General features: G+C 61.3%; 22 protein-coding genes. 13 read left to right on the top strand and 9 right to left on the bottom strand.

Annotated features, from left to right (window positions below; all coding sequences use genetic code 11):
• Positions 1–69: 69 nt before the first annotated feature.
• The 3 genes from Q1A44_RS06255 (at position 70) to Q1A44_RS06265 (ending at position 3,059) form a co-directional block, all read left to right on the top strand.
• Positions 70–1,074 (top strand): hypothetical protein, encoded by a 1,005-nt coding sequence (locus tag Q1A44_RS06255; protein ID WP_299621501.1) that lies wholly within the window; start codon positions 70–72, stop codon positions 1,072–1,074.
• 141 nt (positions 1,075–1,215) lie between these two features.
• Positions 1,216–1,644, top strand: coding sequence for a hypothetical protein (locus Q1A44_RS06260; RefSeq protein ID WP_299621504.1), 429 nt, complete (start codon positions 1,216–1,218; stop codon positions 1,642–1,644).
• Positions 1,645–1,766: 122 nt separating this feature from the next.
• Positions 1,767–3,059: an O-acetylhomoserine aminocarboxypropyltransferase/cysteine synthase family protein gene (locus tag Q1A44_RS06265; RefSeq protein ID WP_299621507.1), complete on the top strand. Its 1,293-nt coding sequence runs from the start codon at positions 1,767–1,769 to the stop codon at positions 3,057–3,059.
• Positions 3,060–3,088: 29 nt separating this feature from the next.
• Here the strand turns inward: Q1A44_RS06265 and Q1A44_RS06270 are convergent, their stop codons facing one another.
• Entirely contained in the window at positions 3,089–3,766 is a 678-nt protein-coding gene (locus Q1A44_RS06270) for an SIMPL domain-containing protein (protein WP_299621510.1), read from the bottom strand.
• 167 nt (positions 3,767–3,933) lie between these two features.
• Between Q1A44_RS06270 and Q1A44_RS06275 the strand changes: the two genes are divergently transcribed.
• Entirely contained in the window at positions 3,934–6,432 is a 2,499-nt protein-coding gene (locus tag Q1A44_RS06275) for a hypothetical protein (RefSeq protein ID WP_299621513.1), read from the top strand.
• 67 nt (positions 6,433–6,499) lie between these two features.
• On the opposite strand, the gene hppD is transcribed toward Q1A44_RS06275, so the two are convergent.
• On the bottom strand, positions 6,500–7,594 hold the full coding sequence (gene hppD / locus Q1A44_RS06280) for a 4-hydroxyphenylpyruvate dioxygenase (protein WP_299621516.1): 1,095 nt from the start codon (positions 7,592–7,594) through the stop codon (positions 6,500–6,502).
• 133 nt (positions 7,595–7,727) lie between these two features.
• On the opposite strand from hppD, the gene Q1A44_RS06285 reads away from it, so the two are divergent.
• Both Q1A44_RS06285 and Q1A44_RS06290 read left to right on the top strand, forming a co-directional pair.
• Positions 7,728–8,183: an Lrp/AsnC family transcriptional regulator gene (locus Q1A44_RS06285; RefSeq protein ID WP_299621519.1), complete on the top strand. Its 456-nt coding sequence runs from the start codon at positions 7,728–7,730 to the stop codon at positions 8,181–8,183.
• Between the two features lie 25 nt (positions 8,184–8,208).
• Positions 8,209–10,086 (top strand): cation:proton antiporter, encoded by a 1,878-nt coding sequence (locus tag Q1A44_RS06290; RefSeq protein WP_299621522.1) that lies wholly within the window; start codon positions 8,209–8,211, stop codon positions 10,084–10,086.
• A 72-nt stretch (positions 10,087–10,158) separates the two neighbouring features.
• Here Q1A44_RS06290 and cobT read toward each other — a convergent pair whose 3' ends face one another.
• Positions 10,159–11,166: a nicotinate-nucleotide--dimethylbenzimidazole phosphoribosyltransferase gene (gene cobT / locus Q1A44_RS06295; protein ID WP_299621525.1), complete on the bottom strand. Its 1,008-nt coding sequence runs from the start codon at positions 11,164–11,166 to the stop codon at positions 10,159–10,161.
• Between the two features lie 74 nt (positions 11,167–11,240).
• On the opposite strand from cobT, the gene cobS reads away from it, so the two are divergent.
• The gene (gene cobS, locus Q1A44_RS06300; RefSeq protein ID WP_299621528.1) at positions 11,241–12,002 is read left to right on the top strand and encodes an adenosylcobinamide-GDP ribazoletransferase; all 762 of its coding nucleotides are present in this window, start codon (positions 11,241–11,243) and stop codon (positions 12,000–12,002) included.
• 63 nt (positions 12,003–12,065) lie between these two features.
• Here cobS and Q1A44_RS06305 read toward each other — a convergent pair whose 3' ends face one another.
• From Q1A44_RS06305 to Q1A44_RS06325, 5 genes are all read right to left on the bottom strand, one after another.
• Entirely contained in the window at positions 12,066–12,578 is a 513-nt protein-coding gene (locus Q1A44_RS06305; RefSeq protein WP_299621531.1) for a CarD family transcriptional regulator, read from the bottom strand.
• A 306-nt stretch (positions 12,579–12,884) separates the two neighbouring features.
• A complete protein-coding gene (gene fdxA, locus Q1A44_RS06310) occupies positions 12,885–13,220 on the bottom strand; it encodes a ferredoxin FdxA (RefSeq protein WP_299621534.1) in 336 nt (111 codons plus the stop codon).
• Between the two features lie 53 nt (positions 13,221–13,273).
• The gene (locus tag Q1A44_RS06315; RefSeq protein ID WP_299621537.1) at positions 13,274–13,660 is read right to left on the bottom strand and encodes an RNA-binding S4 domain-containing protein; all 387 of its coding nucleotides are present in this window, start codon (positions 13,658–13,660) and stop codon (positions 13,274–13,276) included.
• Complete coding sequence (locus Q1A44_RS06320) at positions 13,661–16,552, bottom strand: helicase-related protein (protein ID WP_299621540.1); 2,892 nt, start codon at positions 16,550–16,552, stop codon at positions 13,661–13,663.
• An 18-nt stretch (positions 16,553–16,570) separates the two neighbouring features.
• Positions 16,571–17,143, bottom strand: a complete 573-nt coding sequence (locus Q1A44_RS06325) for a tetratricopeptide repeat protein (RefSeq protein ID WP_299621544.1) — start codon at positions 17,141–17,143, stop codon at positions 16,571–16,573.
• 74 nt (positions 17,144–17,217) lie between these two features.
• Here Q1A44_RS06325 and Q1A44_RS06330 point away from each other — a divergent pair, with 74 nt between their 5' ends.
• The 6 genes from Q1A44_RS06330 to Q1A44_RS06355 all read left to right on the top strand — a co-directional run bounded on the left by Q1A44_RS06330 (position 17,218) and on the right by Q1A44_RS06355 (position 23,886).
• Positions 17,218–17,508, top strand: coding sequence for an SCP2 sterol-binding domain-containing protein (locus Q1A44_RS06330; protein WP_299621547.1), 291 nt, complete (start codon positions 17,218–17,220; stop codon positions 17,506–17,508).
• Positions 17,508–18,449, top strand: a complete 942-nt coding sequence (locus Q1A44_RS06335) for an alpha/beta hydrolase (RefSeq protein WP_299621551.1) — start codon at positions 17,508–17,510, stop codon at positions 18,447–18,449. The genes Q1A44_RS06330 and Q1A44_RS06335 overlap by 1 nt, the downstream gene beginning before the upstream one ends.
• Positions 18,450–18,477: 28 nt before the next feature.
• Positions 18,478–19,482: a ligase-associated DNA damage response exonuclease gene (locus tag Q1A44_RS06340; RefSeq protein WP_299621554.1), complete on the top strand. Its 1,005-nt coding sequence runs from the start codon at positions 18,478–18,480 to the stop codon at positions 19,480–19,482.
• On the top strand, positions 19,479–21,071 hold the full coding sequence (locus Q1A44_RS06345; RefSeq protein ID WP_299621557.1) for an ATP-dependent DNA ligase: 1,593 nt from the start codon (positions 19,479–19,481) through the stop codon (positions 21,069–21,071). Before Q1A44_RS06340 ends, Q1A44_RS06345 begins: the two co-directional genes overlap by 4 nt.
• The gene (locus tag Q1A44_RS06350; protein ID WP_299621560.1) at positions 21,064–21,921 is read left to right on the top strand and encodes an amidohydrolase family protein; all 858 of its coding nucleotides are present in this window, start codon (positions 21,064–21,066) and stop codon (positions 21,919–21,921) included. The genes Q1A44_RS06345 and Q1A44_RS06350 overlap by 8 nt, the downstream gene beginning before the upstream one ends.
• 144 nt (positions 21,922–22,065) lie before the next feature.
• Positions 22,066–23,886 carry a M3 family oligoendopeptidase gene (locus Q1A44_RS06355; protein ID WP_299621563.1) on the top strand — a complete coding sequence of 607 codons (1,821 nt, stop codon included), beginning with the start codon at positions 22,066–22,068 and terminating at the stop codon, positions 23,884–23,886.
• A gap of 43 nt (positions 23,887–23,929) precedes the next feature.
• On the opposite strand, the gene Q1A44_RS06360 is transcribed toward Q1A44_RS06355, so the two are convergent.
• Entirely contained in the window at positions 23,930–24,886 is a 957-nt protein-coding gene (locus Q1A44_RS06360; protein WP_299621566.1) for a Hint domain-containing protein, read from the bottom strand.
• Positions 24,887–25,098 lie beyond the last annotated feature (212 nt).

The following is a 25,098-nucleotide window of genomic DNA, read 5'->3' on the forward strand; positions in this document are numbered from 1 at the left end:
TTTTGCGAGGCCAGCATCCGGCCTATACTTGGGCAAAATCAGAACCCGAGCAGGTCAAGAGCAGGTCACATGGCACCCAAGGCAGCTGCACCGCAGAATTTCAACATCGCCATTGTCGGTCAGGCCGGTCGGCTCAGCTATGAGGCGCTGCTGTTTGCAGCCTCTTTGCGCCACAACAGCCCCGGCTTTGCAGGGCGTTTGCTCGTGGCCGAACCCCAACCCGGACCGCTTTGGCCCAAGGATCCGCGGATCGAACCCGAGGATGTGCGCGCCGCGTTGGCCGATATGGGCGCGGAAATCATCCCGTTCGAGAGCAGACATTTCGGCCATACCTATCCCTACGGCAACAAGATCGAGATGTTGAGCGCGTTGCCCAAGGGGGAGCCCTTTGTCTTTTTTGACACCGATACGCTGATCACGGGCGACATCATGTCGGTGCCGTTCGACTTCGATCGCCCAAGTGCCTCGATGCGTCGCGAAGGGACCTGGCCGACGATCGAGCTATATGGCCCCGGCTACGCCGAGACGTGGAAATCGCTTTACGACGCCTTTGGCCTCGACTTCGCCTCCAGCCTCGATCTGTCCGAGCCCGATGAATACTGGGCGCGCTACCTGTATTTCAACGCGGGCTTTTTCTTTGGCAACTGCCCCCATGCGTTTGGAGAGCTGTTCCTGAAATACGCGCTCCAGATCCTGAACGATCCGCCAGAAGCGATTGTCTGCCAAACGCTGGACCCATGGTTGGACCAGATCGCGCTGCCTTTGGTGATCCACGCCCTTGGCGGCGGGCGCGACAGTGCGGTGCATGACTATCTCGACGGTCCAGTCAGCTGCCATTATCGGCTGTTTCCCATGCTCTATGCCCGCGAAAGCGCGGCCGTGATTGACGTTCTCGAAACGGTGACGGCCCCCAATAAGGTCAAGAAAGTGCTCAAGGGCTATGAGCCGATCAAGCGGATGGTCTATCAGGGGCGCGGCGAAAAAGTCCGCGCGCTCTTTGACCAGAACGATATGCCCCGCCGGGAACAGGCCATCCGAAATCGGATCAAATCCAACGGTTTTTGGTTGCGCTAGCGGCTTGACGTAGCGTTACTTGCCGTCAGGAGAGAAAATGCCGCGGCGACGCTGTCGCCTTGCGAAGCTATCAGGACTAAGCGGGCCAAAATTTGACCAAACGATCAACGAACGAAATTCTGTTTGCGATTGGATCCTTCGATGTCTGAAACGACGCTGAAATTTCTGGAGGTATTGGCAACCGCCTTTGATGAAGGGCGTTTGATGGACCTGGCCCGTCACTACGCCTTTCCTATGCCAGCCTACACCAAGGATGATCTGCTTGTCTTTGGCTCGGCCGATACTCTCGTCGAAGGTCTGAGCATATACCGCGACATTGCAACCGAGGCCGGGATTATCCGGGTCAAGCCGCGTATCGTCGCCGAAGGTCTGCGCATCAACAACTATTCCAACCTTTGGGTCGAATGGGATCATCTGGACGCGGCGGGCGTCTGCAAACGGACAAGTCAGGTCCGCTATGTGCTGCGCTTTGAACCCCATTGCGCCATGCCGCTGATCGAATTGGTGGAATATATGGTCCCGGCCTTTCCCGAAATCGCGGCCCACCTTCCACTGGTCTATACCGGATAGGAACCTGTCGGCGCTCGCAACGAAGTGAAACCGCCCAAGTCCTTGCCCGCCCTTGCCCGCAGCGCGCGCATTGCCTAACCATGGCGCCAAGCTGCACGCAGATATCGCAAAGGACAGATCTCATGACCGACGGCCCCAAATACGGCTTTGACACCCTTCAAATTCACGCGGGCGCCCGGCCTGACCCGGCAACAGGTGCGCGCCAGACGCCGATCTATCAATCCACCGCCTACGTGTTCCGCGATGCCGAACACGCCGCCGCTCTCTTTAACCTGCAAGAGGTCGGGTACATCTATTCCCGCCTGACCAACCCCACGGTCGCCGTTCTCCAAGAACGGATCGCCACGCTTGAGGGTGGCGTTGGCGGTGTGTGCTGTTCTTCGGGCCACGCGGCGCAGATCATGGCGCTCTTCCCACTGATGGCACCTGGCCTGAATGTCGTCGTCTCCACCCGCCTATACGGCGGCACGGTGACCCAGTTCAGCCAGACGATCAAGCGGTTCGGATGGGAGGCCACCTTTGTCGATTTCGACGATCTGGACGCGGTCAAGGCGGCCATCGACGACAACACCCGCGCGGTGTTCTGCGAGGCGATTGCCAACCCCGGTGGCTATATCACCGACCTTGACGCCATCGCGAAAATCGCGGACGAGGCCGAGATTCCTCTGATCGTCGACAACACTTCAGCTACGCCTTACCTGTGCCGGCCCATCGAACATGGGGCGACGCTGGTTGTGCACTCGACCACCAAATACCTGACCGGCAATGGCACGGTCACGGGCGGTTGCGTTGTGGACTCGGGCAAATTCGATTGGTCCGCCAATGATAAATTCCCGTCGCTCAGCGCACCCGAGCCTGCCTATCACGGCATGAAATTCCACGAGACCTTTGGCCCGCTGGCCTTCACCTTTCACGGTATCGCCATCGGTCTGCGGGACCTGGGCATGACGATGAACCCGCAGGCGGCGCACTACACACTGATGGGCACCGAAACCCTGTCTCTCCGGATGGAGCGGCACGTGGAAAACGCGGTCAAGATCGCCAACTGGCTGGAGGCTGATCCGCGTGTTGATTACGTGACCTATGCGGGGCTGGAATCATCGCCTTATTTCAAACGTGTGGCCCAGATTTGCCCGCGCGGCGCGGGCGGGCTGTTCACCTTTGCGGTCAAGGGCGGTTATGATGCCTGCGTCAAGCTGGTGAACGCCTTGGAAATCTTCAGCCACGTGGCGAACCTGGGCGACACGCGGTCGCTGATCATCCACTCCGCCTCGACCACGCACCGTCAGTTGACGGCAGACCAGCAGCGGGCCGCCGGTGCCGCGCCCGAGGTTGTGCGCGTGTCGATCGGAACCGAAGACGCCGACGACCTCATCGCGGATCTGGATCAAGCCCTGTCCAAAGCGGCAAGCTAAGCCCACCGCGGGCGGGGGGACACCCCGCCTTACGGGATCAGATCAAACGTGATCGCAACAGATGCGCTCACGCCAACTTCGCCCGTCGCGATGGCCATGTCCTCGCTGCGGGCGGCCATCATCATCTGCGGTTGGCGAAAACCACCCTGTTCGCTCAGCGTAATGATCGGCCCCAATGCCACCCCAGCCGCCTCAGCCAGTCCCGCCGCGCGCGACATTGCATCCTTGACAGCAGCGGCCCGCGCCTCCGCTTCGACCGGGTTGGGGTTTTGCAAAGCGAACCGCAACCCGTTGAAATCGTTTGACCCTGCATCAAGGGCCGCATCCATAATCTCGCTCAGCCGCCCCAGGTCGCGGACCCGCACCGACACCGCATTGCGCGCCACAAAGCCGGTGATCCGCCGGGGCCCGTTGTTGCCGTTGTCCCAGATGGGCGACACGCTCAGCTGATCGGTCTGCACGTCGCGTGGCGCGACATCCAACGTGGCCAAAACCTCCAGCAGGGCATTCGCGTCAGCATTGACCTTGTCCATCGCCGCACCTGCGCGCCTGTCCGTATGCGTCACGCCCAGCGAAATCACGGCCATATCCGGCACCGTCGCCACCTGCGCTTCGCCCACCACCGACAAGATGCGCGGCGGCGCGTCGGCCTTGCCCTGCATCACAAACCCAAGCAGCATCGCTGCACTCAACATCAGCATTCGCATCACGCTGGCTCCATTTACCGTTCCGCTCTTTGCGATATTGCGCCGCTGGGGGCACGCGGCACAAGCCAATCGCGGTGTTTTACTTTTCATGAGCAAAGACCTGCACTATTCTTGTAGAAATGGCGTCCGGCGTGTTGCTCTGCACGCACAACTGCTAAAGGCCCGATATGAAGCCACAATTTGCGCTTTCCTTGTCCTTCGACGGGATCCGCCTGCTGCTCCGCGCGGCGGGGGGCTGGCAGGTCGTGGGCGACGTGCCGGTGAACAGTGACGATCTGGCGGGCGAACTGGCGGTTCTACGTAAAAAGGCAGGCGACCTCAGGCCCAAGCGGGTGCGCAGCAAACTGATCATCCCCGACGATCAAATCCGCTATCTCAGCGTGGAGACCGGGAACGTCGATCATGCCGCGCGTCTGAAGGCGGCAGAGCAGGCCCTTGAGGGGGCCACGCCCTATCCGGTGGATGCGCTTGTCTTCGACATTTCAGCGGACGGGCCCACAACCCATATCGCCGCCGTGGCCCGCGAAACCCTGACCGAGGCCGAAGCCTTTGCCAACGAGCATCGCTTTAACCCGGTGAGCTTTGTTGCCGCGCCACAAAACAGTGATTTTCTGGGCGAGCCGTTTTTTGGCCGAGCGGCCAAGGCCGACAGCTTGCTGATGAAAGGTGCTGTCGTCGAACCCGATGGGATCCGGGTGGTCGAAACGGGTCCCGTTGTCTGGCCAGAGCCTGACCCGGAGCCCGCAAAACAAGCCGCAGCGCCCAAGGCTGACAAGAACAAAACACCGGTGCCCATCGCGCCAGACGTATCCAAGGAAACTGATGCGCCCGCTGCCGCAAAGGTTCAGCCAACAGCACCACCCGCCGTAAAACCGGAACCTGCCACGGCCAAAGCCGAGCAGCCGACAAAACCTATTGACGCTCCTCAAGCGGCGGCCGACAAAAAACCTGTTCTGCAAACTGATCCCTCCCAAGGTAATGCCCCGACCAAGGCGTCCGAGGGCGTGGCCGCCCTGGGCTTTGCAAGCCGTCGCGGCACCCCCATCACAGCCGCGACACCATTGGGTGGCGTAACGCGGGATGCGCCCGCATCCGGAACGCCAGTCAAACCGGTGCCAATCCCCGCGCCAGCGCCCCCGGTTGAGCCACCCAAAGCCACCACCGAAAGCCTCCGCCCGATCGAGGTGACCGCACCAGCACCGCCCCTCCCCGAACCTGTCGCAGAACCGGCCGTGGCCCGCACCGGTGGATTCCTGTCGCGCCGCAAACCGCGCGCCGCACCCCTACCTGACAAAGCGGCTATCGCCGCCACCGCCCCGCCATCGCCCGCAGAGGCCGAAGCCAAACGTATGACCGTCTTTGGCGCGCGCGAGACGGCACCTGTAGGCGGCAAACCGCGCTATCTCGGGCTGGTGTTGATGGCCGTCCTCTTGGTCTTTCTGGCGGGCGTCGCGGCCTGGGCAAGCGTTTTTCTGGATGAAGGCCTGGCCCGGTTGTTCAAGGGCCCTGACCGCACTCTGGCCTCGACACTGCCTGACGACACTCAGGCGGCCCTGCTGGATGATGTGGGCGCGACCAGCACCCCGCCGGACGAAGCTGCCGCCGACGGCGTGGTCGTTGCCGCCCTGAACGACAGCCTCAGCGATGGGTTGACCGCCGAGGACGCCGCCGTTCTCGATGCCCTGCGCGATCCATTGCCCGAACCGCAAGCCCCCGAGGAACTCAATGCCGCTGCCCTTGAGGCGCGCTATGCCGTGACGGGCATCTGGCCCAAAGCCCCTGACGCGGCCACAGCCGCAGAAATCATTTCGCTCGATGATCTCTATATCACAAGCATCGACCCGGTCAGCCCGGCGCAGGATGCCGTTGCATTGCCCCCCGTCTCGTCCTTCGGCACCGATGCGCAACTGGCGGTTATCACGTCTCCTGCTGCGGCAGGAACCAATTTTGCATTCGACCTGAATGGACGGATCGTCCCCACCCCCGAAGGTGCGGTCAGCCCTGACGGGTTCACCGTTTTTCTGGGGCGGCCCGCCGTTACCCCGCCTGCCACGCCGGTCCGGTTTGCCACGGACCCGACAGAGGCCGGAACACTGGACACCCTGACCCAGGTCCGCCCCCGTGCGCGGCCCACCGACCTGGTGGAACAGAACGAACGGGCGACGCTTGGTGGCTTGTCACGCTCTGAATTGGCCGCGTACCGTCCACAATTGCGCCCGCAAGCGCCGCAGGAAGAAACGCCACCCGAAGCCGAAGATGCGCCGCCCAGTGCACTTGCCGCGACACAGTCGTTGCGGCCAGCCGCGCGCCCGCGCAATTTCGAACGTGTGGTTGCCCGCGCAACGCCGCAGCCCAGCGCAAGTGCCGCCGCTGCATCAGCGGCCAGCGTTGCACCGCGCACGGTCACGCCATCGATCCCATCATCGGCCTCGGTGACGCGCGAGGCAACCGTGCGCAATGCCATCAGCCTGAACCGCGTGAACCTGATCGGCGTCTATGGCAAACCATCTGACCGGCGTGCCTTGGTACGCCTGTCCAACGGCCGGTTCCGCAAGGTGCAGGTCGGGGACCGTATTGATGGCGGTCGGGTGTCGGCTATTGGCGAGGGCGAATTGCGCTACCGCAAGGGCTCGCGCAACCTCGTTCTCAAGATGCCCAAAGGGTAACGGAAACCGATACGGTTTCCGGCTGCTTTCCGACACGGAAAGCCCGCGCTGTGGCGGATGCTGTACCTTAGCTAGCCTTCAGTTCGCCGCTGTTGATCTGCTCTTGCTCAATGCTTTCAAACAGCGCTTTGAAATTCCCCTCGCCAAAGCCATCGTCGCCCTTGCGTTGGATGAATTCGAAAAAGATGGGCCCAATCACCGTCTTGGAAAAGATCTGGAGCAAAATCTTGGTCTCACCCCCATCCACGACCCCTTCGCCATCAATCAGGATGCCGTGCTTTTTCATGCGCTCCAGCGGTTCGTCATGGCCCACGACACGGGTTTTGCTGAGGTCGTAATAGGTGTCCGGAGGCCCCGGCATAAACTTCAGCCCGTTCTCGGCAATCGCGTCGGTACTGTCGTACAAATTGTCCGATCCCACCGCGATATGCTGGATGCCCTCACCTTTGTATTTCCTGAGGTAGGCCACGATCTGACCCGTTTCGCCCCGATCTTCGTTGATCGGAATGCGGATACGGCCACAAGGTGAGGTCAGCGCGCGCGACAAAAGCCCGGTAAACTTGCCTTCGATGTCGAAAAAGCGGATTTCCTTGAACCCGAACAGGTTCCCGTAAAACCGGAACCACGTGTCCATGTTCCCTTTGTGCACATTGTGCGTCAGATGATCGAGGTAAAAGAACCCGACGCCGCGCGGCTTGGACTGCGCCAGCCATTCGTATTCGTCGTTGTAGGGCGAGGTGTCGTAATACTGATCGACGAAATAGATGAGGCTGCCTCCGATCCCGTAGATTGCGGGCACGTCCAGAACTTTGCCCGTCTCCTCATAGGGTTTTGCGCCCAAGGAAACCGCGCGTTCAAAAGCGTGCTGCGCATCCACCACACGCCAGCCCATGGACGGGGCACACGGCCCATGTTCGGCCACAAAGCGCGCACCAAAGCTGTCGGCTTCAGCGTTCAGCACATAGGTGACATCCCCCTGTTGCCAAAGCTCGATATCCTTGATCCGATGCTTGGCCACCTTCTCATACCCCATCCGACCAAAAAGCGCGCGCAATGCGTCCGGCTCAGGATGGGCAAACTCGACAAACTCGAATCCGTCAGTGCCCGCGGGGTTCTCAGCACTGATCGTGGATTTCGGGGCATGGTGCGGGAACGGTCCCATCAGCGGTCTCCTTCTGGCGTTTGCGCAAATATATGGCACCCCGCGCGCGTTTTCCGCGCAATCACAGGCCCAAGCCCTGGAAATATTGCGCGCTTCACGCATAATTACGCCAAAAACCGCGTTTGGACCGCATATGCTTGATTCCACCGACACCCGCCTGATCAGCGCGCTGCAAAAGGATGCACATCTGACGGCTCAGGAGCTGAGCGACATGCTGCACCTCTCGGCCAGCCAGATCGGGCGGCGCAGGCAGCGGCTTGAGGCTGAAGGCTATATCGAAGGCTATGTTGCACGCCTGAACCCCAAACGGCTGGGGCTGGCGGTGCAAGGCTTCGTCCAGGTCCATCTGGGCACCCACGGGCCCGAACACTCGGCCAGCTTTGCCCGCCTGATCCACAGTCGCGCCGAGGTCACCAGCGCATGGACAATGACCGGCGATGCCGATTACCTGCTCAGGGTCTATTGCACCGACCTTGCCGCCCTCAATACACTGATCCACGAGGTGCTGCTGCCCCATCCGGCCGTCGCCCGGGTGCAAAGCCAGATCGTGATGGACCAGCTCAAACAGGATGGGCCGCTGCCCACCTGAGACCAACAAGCGGAGATGTGACCCCATGGAAGGCTTCCTCTATCAGGCCTCGATCTATCTGGCAGCGGCCGTCATCGCCGTGCCCATCGCCGCGCGGCTGGGGCTGGGATCGGTGTTGGGGTACCTGGCGGCGGGGATCCTGATCGGCCCTGTCTTTGGCCTCGTCGGCTCCGAGACGGCAGACCTTCAGCATTTTGCAGAATTTGGCGTGGTGATGATGCTGTTCCTGATCGGGCTAGAGCTTGAACCACGCGCGCTTTGGGACATGCGCAACAAACTGCTTGGCTTGGGCGGCCTACAGGTCCTGCTGTCCACGCTGGCGATCATGGGCGTTGCCATTGCCTATCATCAGCCTTGGGGCGTTGCCCTTGCGATCGGCCTGACGCTGGCGCTGTCTTCAACGGCGATCGTGCTGCAAACCTTGTCCGAAAAAGGGTTGATGCAGACTGCGGGCGGGCGCTCCGTGTTTTCCGTTCTTTTGACACAAGACATCGCCGTTATCCCCATTCTCGCATTCCTGCCGCTCTTGGTCGTAACATTGCCCGTCCAGATCAACGCGGACGGGTCCATCGGCGTGGGCCATGACAGCCACGGCGATGGCCACCACGGCGTAGCGATGAGCCTTGTGGATGGCCTACCTGCTTGGGGCGTGACGTTGGTGACCATCGGGGCCATCGCGGCTGTCATCCTAGCGGGCGTATTCCTGACCCGGCCCGTGTTCCGGTTCATCCACGCAGCACGGCTGCGCGAGATGTATACCGCGCTGGCGCTGTTGATCGTCGTTTCGATTTCCTTCCTGATGATGCTGGTGGGCCTGTCCCCCGCCCTCGGCGCCTTCCTTGCGGGTGTTGTTCTAGCTAGCTCTGAATTCCGGCACGAATTGGAAAGCGACCTTGAACCGTTCAAGGGGCTCCTCCTGGGCCTCTTTTTCATCACCGTGGGGGCGGGTATCAATTTCACCCTGCTGTTCGAAGATTGGCCTGCCCTGATCTCCATGGCCGTTCTGGTGATCCTGGTCAAAGGGCTGGTACTGTATGCACTGGCGCGGGCGTTCCACATCCATGGGCGCGACCGCTGGCTCTTTACCCTCGGGCTCGCGCAGGCGGGCGAATTCGGTTTTGTTCTGGTGGCCTTTTCCGTGGCCCAGGGTGTGATCCCGACCACCATCGCTGAGACGTTGTTGCTTGTGATCGCACTGACGATGCTGATCACCCCGCTCCTGTTCATTCTGCACGACCGGATCGCACGGCGCATGGGCGACGTAGGCGAAGAGGTAGAGGCCGACGAGATTGACCACGAAGGTCCGGTGATTATCGCCGGCATCGGGCGGTTCGGCCAAATCGTCAACAGGCTGGTGCAAGGGTCAGGGTTCAATACCGTGGTGTTGGATCACGACATGGAAACCATCGCGCTCATGCGGCGCTTCGGCTTCAAGGGGTTCCTGGGCGACCCCAGCCGCCCCGACATCCTGCATGCGGCAGGGCTGGACGAGGCCAGCGTTTTGGTCGTTGCCCTGGACGATCCCGAAACCGCGACACGTTTGGTGGCCTATGCCCGCAAGGTGCGGCCAGATTTGCATATCATTGCGCGCGCCTATGATCGGGTTCATGTCTACAGGCTTTATCAGGCCGGGGCCGATGACATCGTGCGCGAGATGTTTGACGGCTCGCTCCGCGCGGGGCGCTACGTGCTCGAAAATCTGGGCCTGAGCGACTATGAGGCGGCTGAGGCGGAACGGGTCTTTTACAACCACGACCGGGATGCCGTTCGCCAATTGGCCGAATTGTGGGATCCTGACAGACCCGCCTCAACAAACGATGCTTATGTCGCGCGGGCCAAAGGCCTGGAAAAGGAATTGGAGATCGCGCTTTCAGCCCGGCAGGACAAACCGAAACGAGCGTAAGGGGCGCGAGATCGGGGTCGGTGGGCGGGCGCCTTTCGGGCCACAAGCCCGAAACAGTCCCGCCAACCGACCTTATCCCGCCGCGACGCCCGCCTCCGCAAATGTGGCCATGCCGCTGTGGCACGCCACCGCACCTTTCAGAACACCAATGGCTAAAGCCGCCCCCGACCCCTCGCCCAAGCGCAAGCCAAGCTGCAACAGAGGCGCTTTGTCCAACGCCTCCAGCATCCGACCATGCGCGCCCTCGGCACTCAGGTGACCAGCCACGCAGTGGTCCAGTGCCCCGGGCGTCGTTCGCGCAAGGCAGGCAGCGGCAGCCGTGCAAATGAAGCCATCCAGGATGACCGGAATACGCAGGCTGCGCGCCCGGGCAACAGCGCCCGCCATGCCTGCCAATTCGCGCCCGCCCAAGCGCATCAGAACATCCAGACCATCACCAGCTTCCCCATGGCGCGCCAAGCCATCTGCCACAACTTGGGTCTTTGCGCTCAGGGCGTCACCCTCGACCCCTGTCCCGCGCCCGGTCCAGTCCGCCGCCGCACCGCCAAACAGGGCCACCGCAATGGCCGAGGCGGACGTGGTATTGCCAATGCCCATCTCGCCCACCACCAAGAGGTCAGCGGCTACGTCGACTGCGTCCCAGCCTGCGCGCAAGGCGGCAACCACGTCCGCCTCCGACATGGCAGGGCCTTGGGTGAAATCTTCGGTGGGCCGATCCAGGTCCAGAGGCACGACATCCATGCGCGCGCCAAAGGTCTTGGCCAACTGGTTGATGGCCGCACCGCCATGTTCAAAATTGGCCACCATCTGCACTGTAACTTCGGGTGGGAAAGCCGAGACGCCCCGCGCGGCAACACCGTGATTGCCCGCAAAAACGATGACCTGAGGGGCTTCCAACACCGGCTGCGGGTCACCGCGCCAACTGGCATACCACTGCGCGAGATCCTCCAACCGGCCAAGCGCACCCGGGGGTTTGGTCAACTGCCCGTTTCGGGCGGCTGCCCCTTCGGCGGCGGCGCTGTCTGCGCCCGGCATCTCAGCCAACAGGGCACGCAGCCCGTCCAGCGTGTCAAAGCCCATCGTCAATCTTCCTCTTGCCTGTCCCAGCCTTGGTCATTACCCAATGCCAACCCGCCCGCAAGTCAGGACCGGACATGGAAACCGAAAAAACCGACACCGGGCCTGCCTCGATGCTTTGGGACGTGCCTGCGGCGCTGGTCTTGCTGACCCGGTTGCCTGTACCTGCTTTGCCCTCAAAAGCTTTTGCCGACCCGGCACGCGCCGTCTGGGCCTATCCGTTGGTGGGCCTTATCCTTGCGCTGATCACCGGCGCGTTGATCAGTCTGAGCGCGGCGCTCGGCCTGCCCGCCCCCATCATAGCCGGGCTTGTTCTGGGTGTGTTGATCCTGCTGACGGGGGCGATGCATGAGGACGGCCTGGCCGACAGCGCCGATGGCCTTTGGGGCGGACACGACCGCGCCCGCAGGCTTGAGATCATGAAGGACAGCCGGATTGGTGCTTACGGCGTTCTGGCCTTGATCGTGGTGATGGGTCTGCGCTGGATGGGCCTGGCCGAAGCCACGTGGCCCGCCATCGTCGCTGCATTGGTTCTGTCCCGGATGATGATGCCGGCCTTGATGCTTGCCCTGCCTCATGCGCGCAGCGATGGCTTGTCCCACAGCGTCGGTGCGCCACCTCGGTCAAGCGTTCTGGCCGGTGTTTTCATCGGGACCGTTATCGCCGTGGCATGTGTCGGGATGGCGGGGGTCATTGCCCTGTGCATCGCAGGCTTATCGACGGTTGCCATCGGCGTGATCGCCCGCCGAAAAATCGGCGGACAGACCGGCGATATTTTGGGGGCCACGCAGATTTTGACCGAACTGTCGGTGCTGCTGAGCCTTGTTGCGATGGCATAAAAAAACGTGTCCCCGCGGGGACACGTTTGCTTTCAACCGCTTACGCGGCGCGTTAACCGAATTTTAAGCGGCGATACGGCTGCTCAGCACGTCGCCGACTTCTTTGGCGGCCGCATTTTCGTCCCCACCGGACACGGCGGCAACTTCGCGGGTCAAACGCTCAAGAGCGGCCTCGTACAGTTGACGCTCAGAATAGCTTTGCTCGCGCTGATCGTCGGTGCGGTGCAGGTCGCGCACAACTTCGGCAATGGCGATCAGGTCGCCCGAGTTGATCTTTTGCTCGTATTCCTGCGCGCGACGCGACCACATGGCCCGCTTGACCTTGGCCTTGCCCTTGAGGGTCTTCATCGCGGCGCTGATCACGTCAGGGCTCGACAGGGCGCGCATCCCGATGTCGGTGGCCTTGTTCGTGGGCACGCGCAGCGTCATCTTGTCCTTTTCGAACGAGATCACAAACAGCTCAAGCGAAATACCGGCCACTTCCTGGCTCTCGATCGACACGATCTGGCCAACCCCGTGGGCGGGATACACAACATACTCATTGGGGCGGAAGTCGAGATTCTTCGATTTTGTCATTCTTGGTCCTCATATGACGCCCGGACGTGGCACCGGAGTTCTGACAGTCAAAACCGCATCAGGCGGGGCAAGCATTGCCACGTCTCGGTGCGGTTTATTTCAGATTTCACAGGCCTCACCGCGAGTGAAAGGGTAAGGCAACCCATCGTCCATTGGTCGTTTATGAAGGAATCATAACACAAAAACGGGTCCACAGAAAGCTTACCCTAGGTCACCACCCGAAAAGGGGCGGTTTTTCAAAGTGCTACAGGCCGATTGTGATGCAGCAGGCGCAGCATGACGCGCCCCAAAAGCGATTCGGTGCGTTTATCCGCCCTCGCCCGCATTTTCCGAAAACAGCTCAAGCTTGCCGGGTTTGCCATCCATCTCATCTGCCGTCGGCAGCGGGTCTTTCTTGGTGACGATCACAGGCCACATCTCGGAATATTTGCGGTTGAACTCGACCCATTTTTCCATGTCCGGCTCGGTGTCCGGGCGGATGGCATCGGCGGGGCATTCCGGCTCGCAGACGCCGCAATCGATACACTCGTCAGGGTGGATGACCAGCATGTTCTCGCCTTCGTAAAAGCAATCCACCGGGCACACCTCGACGCAGTCGGTGTATTTGCAGGCGATGCAACTGTCATTGACGATATAGGTCATGCGGAAGGCTCATGTGGCTAGGGTCAGAAGACTAGCTAAATCAGCCGCCCGGATCATTCAAGGTGGCGCGCGCGCGAAAGATCAGCTTGCCGCCTGTCGCGCTTGGTTGGGCGGCCTTTTCCCTCGAATTTGGGGTTTTCCGGAACAGCGTCCTTCCGGGGTGGTGGCGGCGGGGACATATCGGTGTAAAGCGCTTGGGCCTCGGGCGCGGGGCCGCGCCTGTTGCCGATGGCCACAACCTCGACGATCCGAACATGATCGCCGATGGCAAAGGTCAACACGTCGCCTGCTGTCACGGTGGTCGCGCGTTTCGTGACCCGCTCGCCGTTCACCCGCACGTCACCTGCGGTCACGCGGGCCGCAGAGAGGGATCGTGTTTTGAAGAACCGCGCAAACCACAGCCATTTGTCCAGACGCAGTTTGGGCGCCGGGTCAGACACTTAGCTGTTGTCCTTGAGCCCCATGAGGGCTGCGGCAAACGGGTTGTCCGGGTCGATCTTCTTTTCGGGTTTGGGAGGGCGGGCAGAGAAGTTTTGCCCCTTGTTGCCACCAGGCTTGCGCGCCCCTTTGGGGCCACCCTTGCCTTGGGGCTTGCCCTTGCCGCGCGGTTTGCCCGCCCCTTGCGGTGCGCCGCGCCCGCGTGGGTTGGCCATACGGCCCCAGGTGAAGGTGTAGAACACCTCGGTCTCGACCGCGGCTGTGGCCGTGTCGGGGGCTGTGCCGGGGTCGATCTCCGTCTCGGAATTGACCGGCACACCGGGACTTTCCTCGGGCGTTTCGGACGCTTCAGCGATGATCGGGGCGATGCCTTCGTCCACGATGTCGCCTGTGCCTTCGGGCACGTCCGCAGGAGACGCGGCCACGTCGTCAGCACCGGTGGCCGGAGCCAAATCGCCTGCATCCATCACGGCCGTGTCGGCGTCCGGTTTGGCGGCGATCGCGGCATCCACCGCTTTGACCTTCTCCCGCTCGCCTTTTTCAGCCTTGTAGCCAAGCCCTTCCATCAGGGCCGCGAACTGTTCCAGCGTCATGCCCGTGATCGACAGCATGTCTGCCTTGGCCTCGAACCCGCCGCGCGAATCCTCGGCCCGCAGCATGTCGGCCAGACGTTCCAGCATATCGATGCGGATCGCCCGGTCACCTGCGTTGCGGTAGCCTGCCATCGTGTCGGCCCCTTGCGGCGCGTCTTTCATCGCGGGGATCGTGACCAGCCCCGGGGGAGGCGATTCGGGGAATTCGGACAACCCTTGAGCCAACGACCACAGAACAAGACGCAAGCGCGTAGGCGCGGGTTTCAGCAGAAGGGGCATGAAGATCGTGAACTGACCAAAGCGGATGCCGTGCTTGCGCAGCGCGCCGCGCGCGTCCTGATCCAGTGCCTTGACCTCGTCGGCCACAGCCGCGCGGGGCAGCACGCCCATCGCCTCGACCATGCGAAAGGCAAAGCCCTTGGCCAGACCGGCCAGCGCCTCGTCCCGCTGCATCGCCACAAGCGGCTCAAACAGGGCGGCCACTTTGCGGTCGATGAAATGCTGCAAGCGGCGCTGCACCTTTTGGGCCACGTCCGCGCCTGCCACATCGTCCACAAACACTTCGACCTGCGGTTTCAGGGGGTCAGAACCCGCCACCAGCTTGCCCACAGCGGACGCGCCCCACATGAGGCCGCCTTGCTCTGTATAGTCAATCTCGGTGTCCGGCGCGTTATAGAACCGGTCCGCCCGAAGGTGGAAATGGGGGGCGAGCGCCTGCAAGGCCGCCGTCTTGATTGTCTTGGCTTCGGCCGCGCCTGCGCCCTTGTCCTGAGAAAAACGGAACCCGTCCAACTTGCCGACGAACTCGCCTTCGACAGTCACTTCACCTGCGTCATTCACTTCGGCCACCATGGCCTCCTTCTGGCCTAGCCGGCGCAACAAGACTGAGGTGCGCCGGTCTACAAATCTTTGAGTCAGCTTTTCATGAAGAGCATCTGACAGTCGGTCTTCTACATGGCGCGTCTCGCGACGCCAATGGTCTATCTCGTCCACCCAGCCTTTCCGCTGGGCCACGTAGGTCCATGTGCGGATAAACGCCAAGCGTTTGCTGATCGCGTCAATGTCCCCGTCGGTGCGGTCGATCCGTTTGATCTGGCGCGCCATGAAGTCGTTGGGGATGCCGCCGCGTTCGTGCAAATACCGAAAGATAACGTCCAACAGGCTGGAATGTTCCTGGTGGCTGATCCCGCGGAAGTCGGGCACCCGACATACGTCCCAGAGCAGACGTACTGACGGCGCATCGGTGCAGCGCGCTGTGACTTCGGCACTTTCCGCCAGCGATTTGAGCGCCATCAGGTCGTCAGCCTCGCGGGCGCGGACCAGGACATCGTGATCCGGCGGGGCCTCTAGGCTGCGCACCAGTGCGTCGATGGTGCCGAATTGCAGGGCGTGGTTGCGCCATTGCAGTTTGTTGAGCGGGGTAAAGCGGTGATCCATGATCGCCTGCGCCACGCCGTCTTCAAGCGGGCGCACATCGCCTGTAACACCGAATGTTCCGTCCTTCTGGCCGCGTCCCGCCCGGCCCGCGATCTGGGCCAGTTCGTTCGGGGCCAATGGGCGCATGCGCCGTCCGTCGAATTTCGACAGCGAGGAAAAGGCAACATGGTCGATATCAAGGTTGAGCCCCATGCCGATGGCGTCGGTGGCCACCAGAAAATCGACCTCGCCGTTCTGGTACATGTCCACTTGAGCATTGCGCGTGCGGGGGGAAAGCGCACCCATGACCACCGCTGCCCCGCCCTTTTGGCGGCGGATCAGTTCGGCGATGGCATAGACGTTGTCGACCGAGAACCCCACGATGGCGCTGCGCGGGCGCATCCGACTGACTTTCTTCTGGCCCGAATAGACCAGTTGTGACATGCGCTCGCGCTGCATGTACTGGGCCTCGGGCACCAGGGCGCGGATGGGGCCGCGCATCGTGTCAGCCCCCAGAAACAGTGTTTCGTGCAAGCCGCGTGCCCGCAAGAGCCTGTCGGTAAACACATGCCCGCGTTCTGGGTCGGCACAGAGCTGGATTTCGTCAATGGCCAGGAAATCGACGCCCATGCCCTCTGGCATCGCCTCGACGGTGCAGACCCAATATTGGGTGCGGGGCGGCACGATCCGTTCCTCGCCGGTCACAAGTGCCACGACAGAGGGGCCGCGCAAGGCCACGATCCTGTCATAGACCTCGCGGGCCAAAAGCCGCAGCGGCAGGCCGATCACCCCGGTCCGGTGCCCCAGCATGCGATCAATGGCGTAGGTGGTTTTACCTGTATTGGTGGGGCCGAGAACGGCCACCACACGTGCGTCGCCCGACATGGGCTGTCCCCCAACTGCTCAGAGCGTGCGCCCGATGCCTCGGCTTTGAAGTTGCTCTTGGGCCTTGGTGGCGTTTTCGTGGTTGGGATGCAAGTCGAGGACTTGGGAAAAGGCCTGTTCAGCCCGGCGCAGGTCGCCAAATTCCTGCAACATCACACCCAACCCGAAAAGGGCGTTGTAGTTATCGGGGTTCAGGATCAGCGCCTTTTGCAGGTCATCCAGTGCGGGGCCATAAAGCCCCTTCATGTAATAGGCGGTGGCGCGCGCATGCCAGCCTTCGGCAAAGTCGGGGGCGTGGTCAGTCACGGCGGTCAGATGCTCGATGGCGGCGTCGAGGTCCTCTTCCTCCATCGCTTCGCGTCCGCGGCGCAACAGCATGTCGAGCGATGTGGAGCCTGATTGCGACCACGCCCGCTCGATATCGCGGCTGATGCGCGTGGCCTCGGCGGCCTCGGCCCCGCGCAGCGCAGCAAGCAGGTCGTCAATCCGAGACGCGTCATCCGTGGATTGCGCTGCCAAAGGTAAGGAATTCCCTACTGTCAGTAAAAGTGCCGTGACGACAGGGTAGAGTTTGCGAAGTCGAGTGCCCATAACAGGGAATGTAACAGCCCTGTTCCGATTTTCCATATCCAAGAGCAGGCCAGCCAACAAAAAGGGCATCAAACATGAGTGACACGCTGAACGAAGCCGTTGCGGTCTTGAACCAAAAACTGGCAGGCGCCGATTTTTCGGGCACCGCAAAATTCGACGTTGCAGGCGAAGGCGCGATTATCATCGACGCTGACGGCGCCCGCATTGCGGATGACGACGCCGATGTGACCCTGTCCGCCGATGCCGACACGTTCCGGTCGATCCTTGAGGGCGACACCAACCCCACATCCGCCTTCATGACCGGTAAACTGTCGGTGGACGGAGACATGGGCAAGGCGATGCAATTGGCGTCTGTGCTGGCCTGATGACCCTTTCGGCTGCCCCGCTTTACACTGATGTAAGCCCCGCACCGCTGGATGGGGCAGCCTATTGGACCCATGCGTCAGACGGGGTGCGTATCCGTCTGGGCGTGTGGCACCCGGATGGGGCCAAGGGGACGGTTCTGATGTTCCCGGGCCGCACCGAATACATCGAGAAATACGCGCCCGCCGCCGGTGACTTTGCCGCGCGCGGATTTGCCACCATTGCCATCGACTGGCGTGGTCAGGGCATTGCCGACCGTATGCTGGACGATGCCATGACCGGGCATGTGGACCTGTTTCAGGATTACCAACTGGATGTGTCGGCGATGATTGCCGCCGCCCGCGAACTGAACCTGCCCGAGCCGTTTTACCTGGTCGCGCATTCCATGGGCGGCTGCATCGGTCTTCGCGCGCTGCACGAGGCCCTGCCGGTCGCGGCAGCCGCGTTTACAGGGCCGATGTGGGGCATCCGCATCTCGGCCCATTTGCGCCCGCTGGCCTGGGCCTTGGGCCATCTGATGCCCGCGATCGGCCAAGGCCACCGCCTGCCCCCGAGCACGGAACCGCATCCATACGTCATCAAGGCCCCGTTCGAGGATAACCTGCTGACCACCGACCGCCCCATGTTCGACATGATGCGTGCACAGCTGGAGGCCCATCCCGAGTTGAGCCTTGGCGGCCCCAGCTTTGTCTGGCTCCGCGAGGCTTTGAACGAGACACTGGACCTGTCGCGGATGCCGTCGCCACCCGTCCCGTGCGAAACGTATTTGGGCACCAATGAGCGTATCGTGCACACGGGCCGCATCCATGACCGCATGGCTGATTGGGACGGTGGCACATTGCATATGATCGAGGGCGGCGAACACGAGGTGCTGATGGAAACGCCCGAAATCCGCACCGGCATTTTCGACAGCATTGCCGCGGCCTTCACCAAGGCTGGCTAAGTCCCGCACCCATGCTAGGTTTGCGCCTATGAGCGCGCTGACCTTCACCCCTTCCGGCATCTATTGCCCTGTCGGCGATTTTTATATCGATCCGTGGCGGCCTGTGGCGCGGGCCTTGATCACCCATGGGCATGCCGATCACGCGCGTTCTGGCATGGGGTCTTATCTGGCAACGGACATCGCGGCCCCTGTGATGCGCCACCGTCTCGGCGATATTGCCCTTGATACCATTCGTTATGGCGAGCCCCGTCAGATTGGCGGCGCAACAGTGTCTTTCCACCCGGCAGGCCATGTGCCCGGTTCGGCCCAGATCAAGGTTGAGGTTGCGGGTGAGATTTGGGTTGCATCCGGTGACTACAAAGTCACCGACGACGGCCTGTCGACCGCGTTCGAGCCCGTTAAGTGCCATCATTTCATCACCGAAAGCACCTTTGGTCTGCCCGTCTTTCGCTGGTCATCGCAAGCGGACGTTGCGGCACAGATCAACGACTGGTGGGCGGACTGTGCCGCGGCGGGCAAGACCGCATTTCTGGGCTGTTATGCCCTGGGCAAGGCGCAGCGGTTGCTGACGATGCTCGACCCTTCGGTGGGACCGATCCTGACCCACACTGCCATTGAAAACACCAACCGGATCATTCGGGGTCAAGGCATCTTGCTGCCTGACACCCAGCTTGCCAACGCCGATCTGAACCCCAAGGAATACCCCGGCGCTCTGGTTCTGGCGCCGCCTTCCGCCCTTGGCTCGGCCTGGGCGCGCAAATTCGGGGCGCAGGAAACTGCCTTTGCGAGCGGCTGGATGGCCTTGCGCGGCATTCGGCGCAGGCGGGCGGGGGACCGGGGCTTTGTCATTTCCGACCATGCGGATTGGTCCGGGCTTTTGGCAGCGATCACCGAAACGGGGGCCGAAAACATCTATGTCACTCATGGATATACCGACATTTTCACCCGTTACCTGAACGATCAGGGCTGGAACGCGCAAGTGCTGCAAACCGAGTTTGGTGGGGATGAGGCCGAGGATGAGGCCGCCGCATGAAACGATTTGCCGCCCTCTTTAACGCGATCGACCAATCGACCAAGACCACGGTTAAGGTCGCGGCCCTCACCGATTATTTCGAGAACGCGCCAGAGGCCGATCGCATCTGGACCATCGCCATATTTTCTGGCCGACGTCCCAAACGGGCCGTGACCACAACCAGGCTGCGCGAATGGGCGGCGGAGCAGGCGAGCATCCCCCTTTGGCTGTTTGAAGAGGCCTATCCCATCGTGGGCGATCTGGTCGAAACCATTGCCCTGGTCCTGCCCGCCGCCGAGACAGAGACCGACCATGGGCTGTCCCATTGGATCGACGTGCTGCGCGGGTTAGCCGCAATGGACGAAGACGCCCGCAAGACGGTGGTGCTGGAGGCGTGGAACAGTCTGGACGCGACGCAGCGCTTTCTTTTCAACAAGCTGATCACGGGTGGGTTTCGCATCGGTGTCAGCCAGAAACTGATGACCCGTGCGTTGGCCCGGGCCACGGGTCGGGACGAAGCGGAAATGGCACATCGTTTGATGGGTGATTGGGACCCGGCGACCGTGACCTGGCATGACCTGATCGAGGCACAGGACGCCGCCGCCAACGCTTCGCGCCCCTATCCGTTTTACCTGGCCTATGCGCTTGAGGGTGAGGCCGCCGATCTGGGCGATCCCGCCGCATGGCAGGCGGAATGGAAATGGGACGGCATTCGCGGCCAGCTGATCCTGCGCGAGGGGGCGCATTATGTCTGGTCGCGGGGCGAAGAGTTGATGACCGACCGCTTTCCCGAATTCACCCGCGCCCGCGATTTCATCCCCGATGGTACGGTGCTGGACGGCGAATTGCTGGCCTGGGGCGACGGCGCGCCTCAAGGGTTTGACGCGCTGCAAAAGCGGATCGGGCGCAAGACTGTGCCCAAAAAGCTGCTGCAAGAGGCGCCCGTGATCCTTTATGCCTACGACCTGCTGGAATGGCAGGGGCAAGATTTGCGGGGCGAGCCGATGCAGGCGCGCCGGGCGAAACTGGAGGCACTCTGCGCCGATCTGCCAGAGGACGCGCCCGTCAAGCTGTCCCCTACCGTGCCCTTTGACGACTGGGATGCGCTGGCCGACACACGCAGCACTGCGCGCACAGCTCATGCCGAAGGATTGATGCTGAAACGTCAGGACAGCCCATACCTCACCGGGCGCAAAAAAGGCGATTGGTGGAAATGGAAGCTTGACCCGCTGACCATCGACGCAGTGATGATCTATGCCCAATCGGGGCACGGGCGGCGGGCCAACCTGTTCACCGACTTCACCTTTGCCGTCTGGAACGGCAACGATCTGGTACCTTTTACCAAAGCCTATTCAGGCCTGACCGACGCCGAATTCCGCAAGATCACGGCCTGGGTCAAGAAAAACACCCTGCAACGGTTCGGCCCGGTGCGCAGTGTGACGCCCCACCACGTGTTCGAGATCGCGTTTGAGGGCATCCAGGCCTCGACCCGCCATAAATCGGGGGTTGCATTGCGGTTCCCGCGTATGGCTCGTTGGCGTCAGGACAAACCTGTGCAAGAGGCCAACAGCCTCGACGATCTCAACCAGATGCTGGACACTTATGGATAACGCGCAACCGCCCTTTGCCCCTGAAACACCGATCACACAGTTGCCTGCGGGGTCGTGGGATGCCCATGTGCACCTGTTGGGCGGGCCGTCGCACCCCCTGTCACCCACCCGAGCCGAAGATCCGCCCGCAGGCATCGATTTCGACGGGTGGCTGGCGATGTACCGCGACCACCTTGCCGCCCTGGGCTGTGATCACGGGCTTATCGTGCATTCCATCCTTTATGGAACGGACAACACCGTCACGATCGAGGCGGTGCGCGCAATGGGCAGGGGGTTCAAAGGTGTGGGCCTCTTGCCTGATGGCAGCACGACGGCTCAGATCAAAGCCTTTGCCGCGGCCGATATCTGCGCCGTTCGGCTGAATTACGTGCATGGTGGTGTGCTGACCTGGGACGGGGCCAAGGCAATGGCCCCTACGCTGGCGGATCACGGGATGCATGTGCAGATGCTGCTCCATGCGGACCAGCACATCGATGGGTTAGCGGATGATATTCGGGCCTTGCCCACGCCATTGGTGATCGACCATTGCGGCTGGCCCACGGATCTGGACCCAGACACGCCCGCCATCGACACGCTTTGCGCCCTGCTGCGCGAGGGGCATATCTGGGTCAAATTGTCCGCCCCCTATAGGTTCACGGAACACCCCGAAGCTGCCCATCCGCTCATGCGGCGGCTGATCGACGCCAATCCCGATCAGTGCCTGTGGGGATCGGACTGGCCGCATATCATGCTGAACGGCGCGTCGATGCCACGGGCGGCCACCTTGCTCGACAGCGCCGCGCAGATCATGACGACGGAACAACAAAGCAAAATCTTCAAGACCAATCCGGCACGGCTGTTCGCGCCCTAACCCTTCTCCAGTCCCCAAAAAACCCGAGGAAGGCCGCAGGTCGGCGGGCAAAGCCCCCCGTAAACCGTCAAACGCACAGCCGCACGCCCTTGTCCCCTCGTCCGCCACCCCATACCTATGGCGCAACACAAAAAGAGGTCTTTCATGTTCCACCTGCCCTTCCCCGTTCAAGACGCCAATGCCAGCCGGGGCGACCAACCCTTTGGCGACCTGCCGGAGTGGAACCTTGATGATCTCTACACCGGCGAGGACGCGCCCGAACTGAAACGCGATCTGGATTGGCTGGAACAGGCCTGCGCCAGCTTTGCCAACGATTACGAAGGCAAGCTTGATACGCTGGACGCGGCGGGGCTGTTGGAGTGCATTCAGCGCCAGGAACGGATCAACCAGGTTGCCGGGCGCATCATGTCCTTTGCAGGTCTGCGCTATTACCAGCTGACCACCGATGCGGGCCGGGCCAAGTTCATGTCCGATTGCCAGGAAAAGATCACCAACTACACCACGCCGCTGGTCTTTTTCACGCTCGAACTGAACCGGCTGGACGACAATCATCTGGGCAATGCAATGAGCGTGAACGAGGATCTGGCGCGCTACAAACCGATCTTTGACAAGATCCGCGCAATGAAGCCCTATCAACTCAGCGACGAGATGGAGAAGTTCCTTCACGATCTGGGCGTTGTTGGTGACGCCTGGGAACGGCTCTTTGACGAAACCATTGCGGGGTTGGAGTTCGAGATTGACGGCGAGCCGTTGAACATCGAAGGCACGTTGAATTTCCTCACCGACCCGGTACGCGAAAAGCGCGAGGCGGCAGCGCGCGAGCTGGCCGACGTCTTTGGCGACAACATCAAAACCTTTGCCCGCGTGCACAACACGCAAGCCAAGGAAAAGGAAATCCTGGATCGCTGGCGTGGCATGCCCACGGCCCAAACCGGTCGACACCTCAGCAATCAGGTCGAGCCGGAAGTGGTCGAGGCCCTGCGCAACGCGGTTGTCGCCGCTTACCCCAAGCTGAGCCACAGGTATTACGAACTGAAGCGCAAATGGCTGGGGCTGGACCGGATGCAGGTCTGGGACCGCAACGCCCCCCTGCCCATGGAAGACCCGCGCACCGTCGGCTGGGACGAGGCGGAAAAGACTGTGATGGACGCCTACAACGCCTTTGACCCGCGCATGGGCGAATTGGCGCAGCCGTTCTTCAAAAAAGGGTGGATTGATGCGGGTGTGAAACCGGGCAAGGCCCCCGGCGCCTTTGCGCATCCCACCGTCACAGATGTGCACCCCTATGTGATGCTCAACTATCTGGGCAAACCACGCGATGTCATGACGCTGGCCCATGAATTGGGCCACGGCGTGCACCAGGTTCTGGCAGCCGGTCAGGGCGAAATGCTGTCTTCCACGCCGCTCACCCTGGCTGAAACGGCCTCTGTCTTTGGTGAAATGCTCACCTTCCGCAAAATGCTGGATGGGGCAGAAACGCCCGCCCAGCGCAAGGTCATGCTCGCGGGCAAGGTCGAGGATATGATCAACACGGTCGTGCGTCAGATCGCGTTCTATGATTTTGAGTGCAAACTGCACGACGCCCGGCGCGGGGGCGAGTTGACGCCCGAGGACATCAACGCGCTCTGGATGTCGGTCCAGGCAGAATCGCTTGGGCCCGCCTTTGACTTCATGGACGGTTACGAGACGTTTTGGGCCTATATCCCGCACTTCGTCCATTCGCCCTTTTACGTCTATGCCTATGCCTTTGGCGACGGGTTGGTGAACGCCCTATACTCGGTCTATGCCGAGGGCGCGCCAGGCTTTGAGGACAAGTATTTCGACATGCTCAAGGCTGGTGGCTCCAAGCACCACAAGGAACTATTGGCCCCCTTTGGTCTGGATGCCTCTGACCCGAAATTCTGGGACAAGGGGCTAAGCATGATTTCAGGCTTCATCGACGAATTGGAAGCCATGGAGAGTTGAGGCGCAAAATGCGCGGCGGGCTTCACGCCCGCCTTGCAGAACCTCAGACGCTTTCCAGTAAATCGTGGTCGAAAGTATCCGCGATCCCAAGCCGATCCTTGATCTCCTGGGGAACCATGCGTTGCGCCGCGATGCGTGGCCGCGGCATTTCAGGAATGGAACGCTCGACGCCATAAAGCGCCTGGAATTCGTGAAAATTATCAAAGTTCTGGCGTCCAGCATGGTCCACAAAAGTCTCTGTCGGGACACCATTCGCAAGGATCACCTGATGGTTTTCCGTTTCAACGTGATAATACACGACAGTCAACGGCAACTCTGAAACCTCAACCCATTGTATGCTGGTGCCGTTCACCAAAGCAGACGCATTGATCACCAATTCGTCCACGATCATACCGTGGTCCGCTGTCACGACCAGATCCAGCGTCGGCAGGCCCGCCCCAAAGGCGTCCTGACGGATGCGAACAGGCAACAAACGGTCAGACCGTTGCAGCGCCGGAAAGACTGTTTGGCGCCCAACCCACAACACCCTGGTTTGCGCACCATCAGCAGTCAGAATGTCGTCACCAATACGCAGGTCTTGCACCTCTGTCGTGCCACCTGGCGTCGCAATCAACGTGCCACGCGCAAAGCAGGTTGTGAAATCGCTGGTGTCCAGTGTTCCGATGTCAAAAGACGCAGGAAAGTTGAAATCGGTCAGCAAAGAGTCGTCGGGGATCAAGACAAGGTATTCATTTGCGTTTGGATCAACAAAACTCGCGTTGCTTCGCACTACGGGCAGCTCGATCGTTCCGCCAGCGACCAGGTTTACTTGGATAGAACCCAAGAAAAAGTTGTCGTTGGTTCCTGTGTTGTTGACGTCATCGCCGAGTTCCCAAGTGGTGTCCGGCTCTTCATCGTTCAAGGCAAAATTGGGTGCCGATGATGTCCCCTGGAACAGGGCCGTGGTAGACGGGGCAAGAAACTGATATGTTGCAAAACCTTCGGTAATATACGTAGCCATAAAAATCCTCTAACGCCAAAGTCTGGGGAAATTTATGAGCCATCGGGCGTCACCCAAAATTTCCAGAACACGTTATACGCCCCATCCGGTACCGTCTAGAACAATTCTTGAGACGCCATTTGAAACGTATGGAACTCTTCGAATGGCAAGCGTTAATTTTAGGCAATTATTCGAGTATCGGGGGCTACAGCCACGGGAGGCGTTAAAGCGAG

Source organism: uncultured Tateyamaria sp. (genome assembly GCF_947503705.1).
Taxonomy (GTDB): Bacteria; Pseudomonadota; Alphaproteobacteria; order Rhodobacterales; family Rhodobacteraceae; genus Tateyamaria.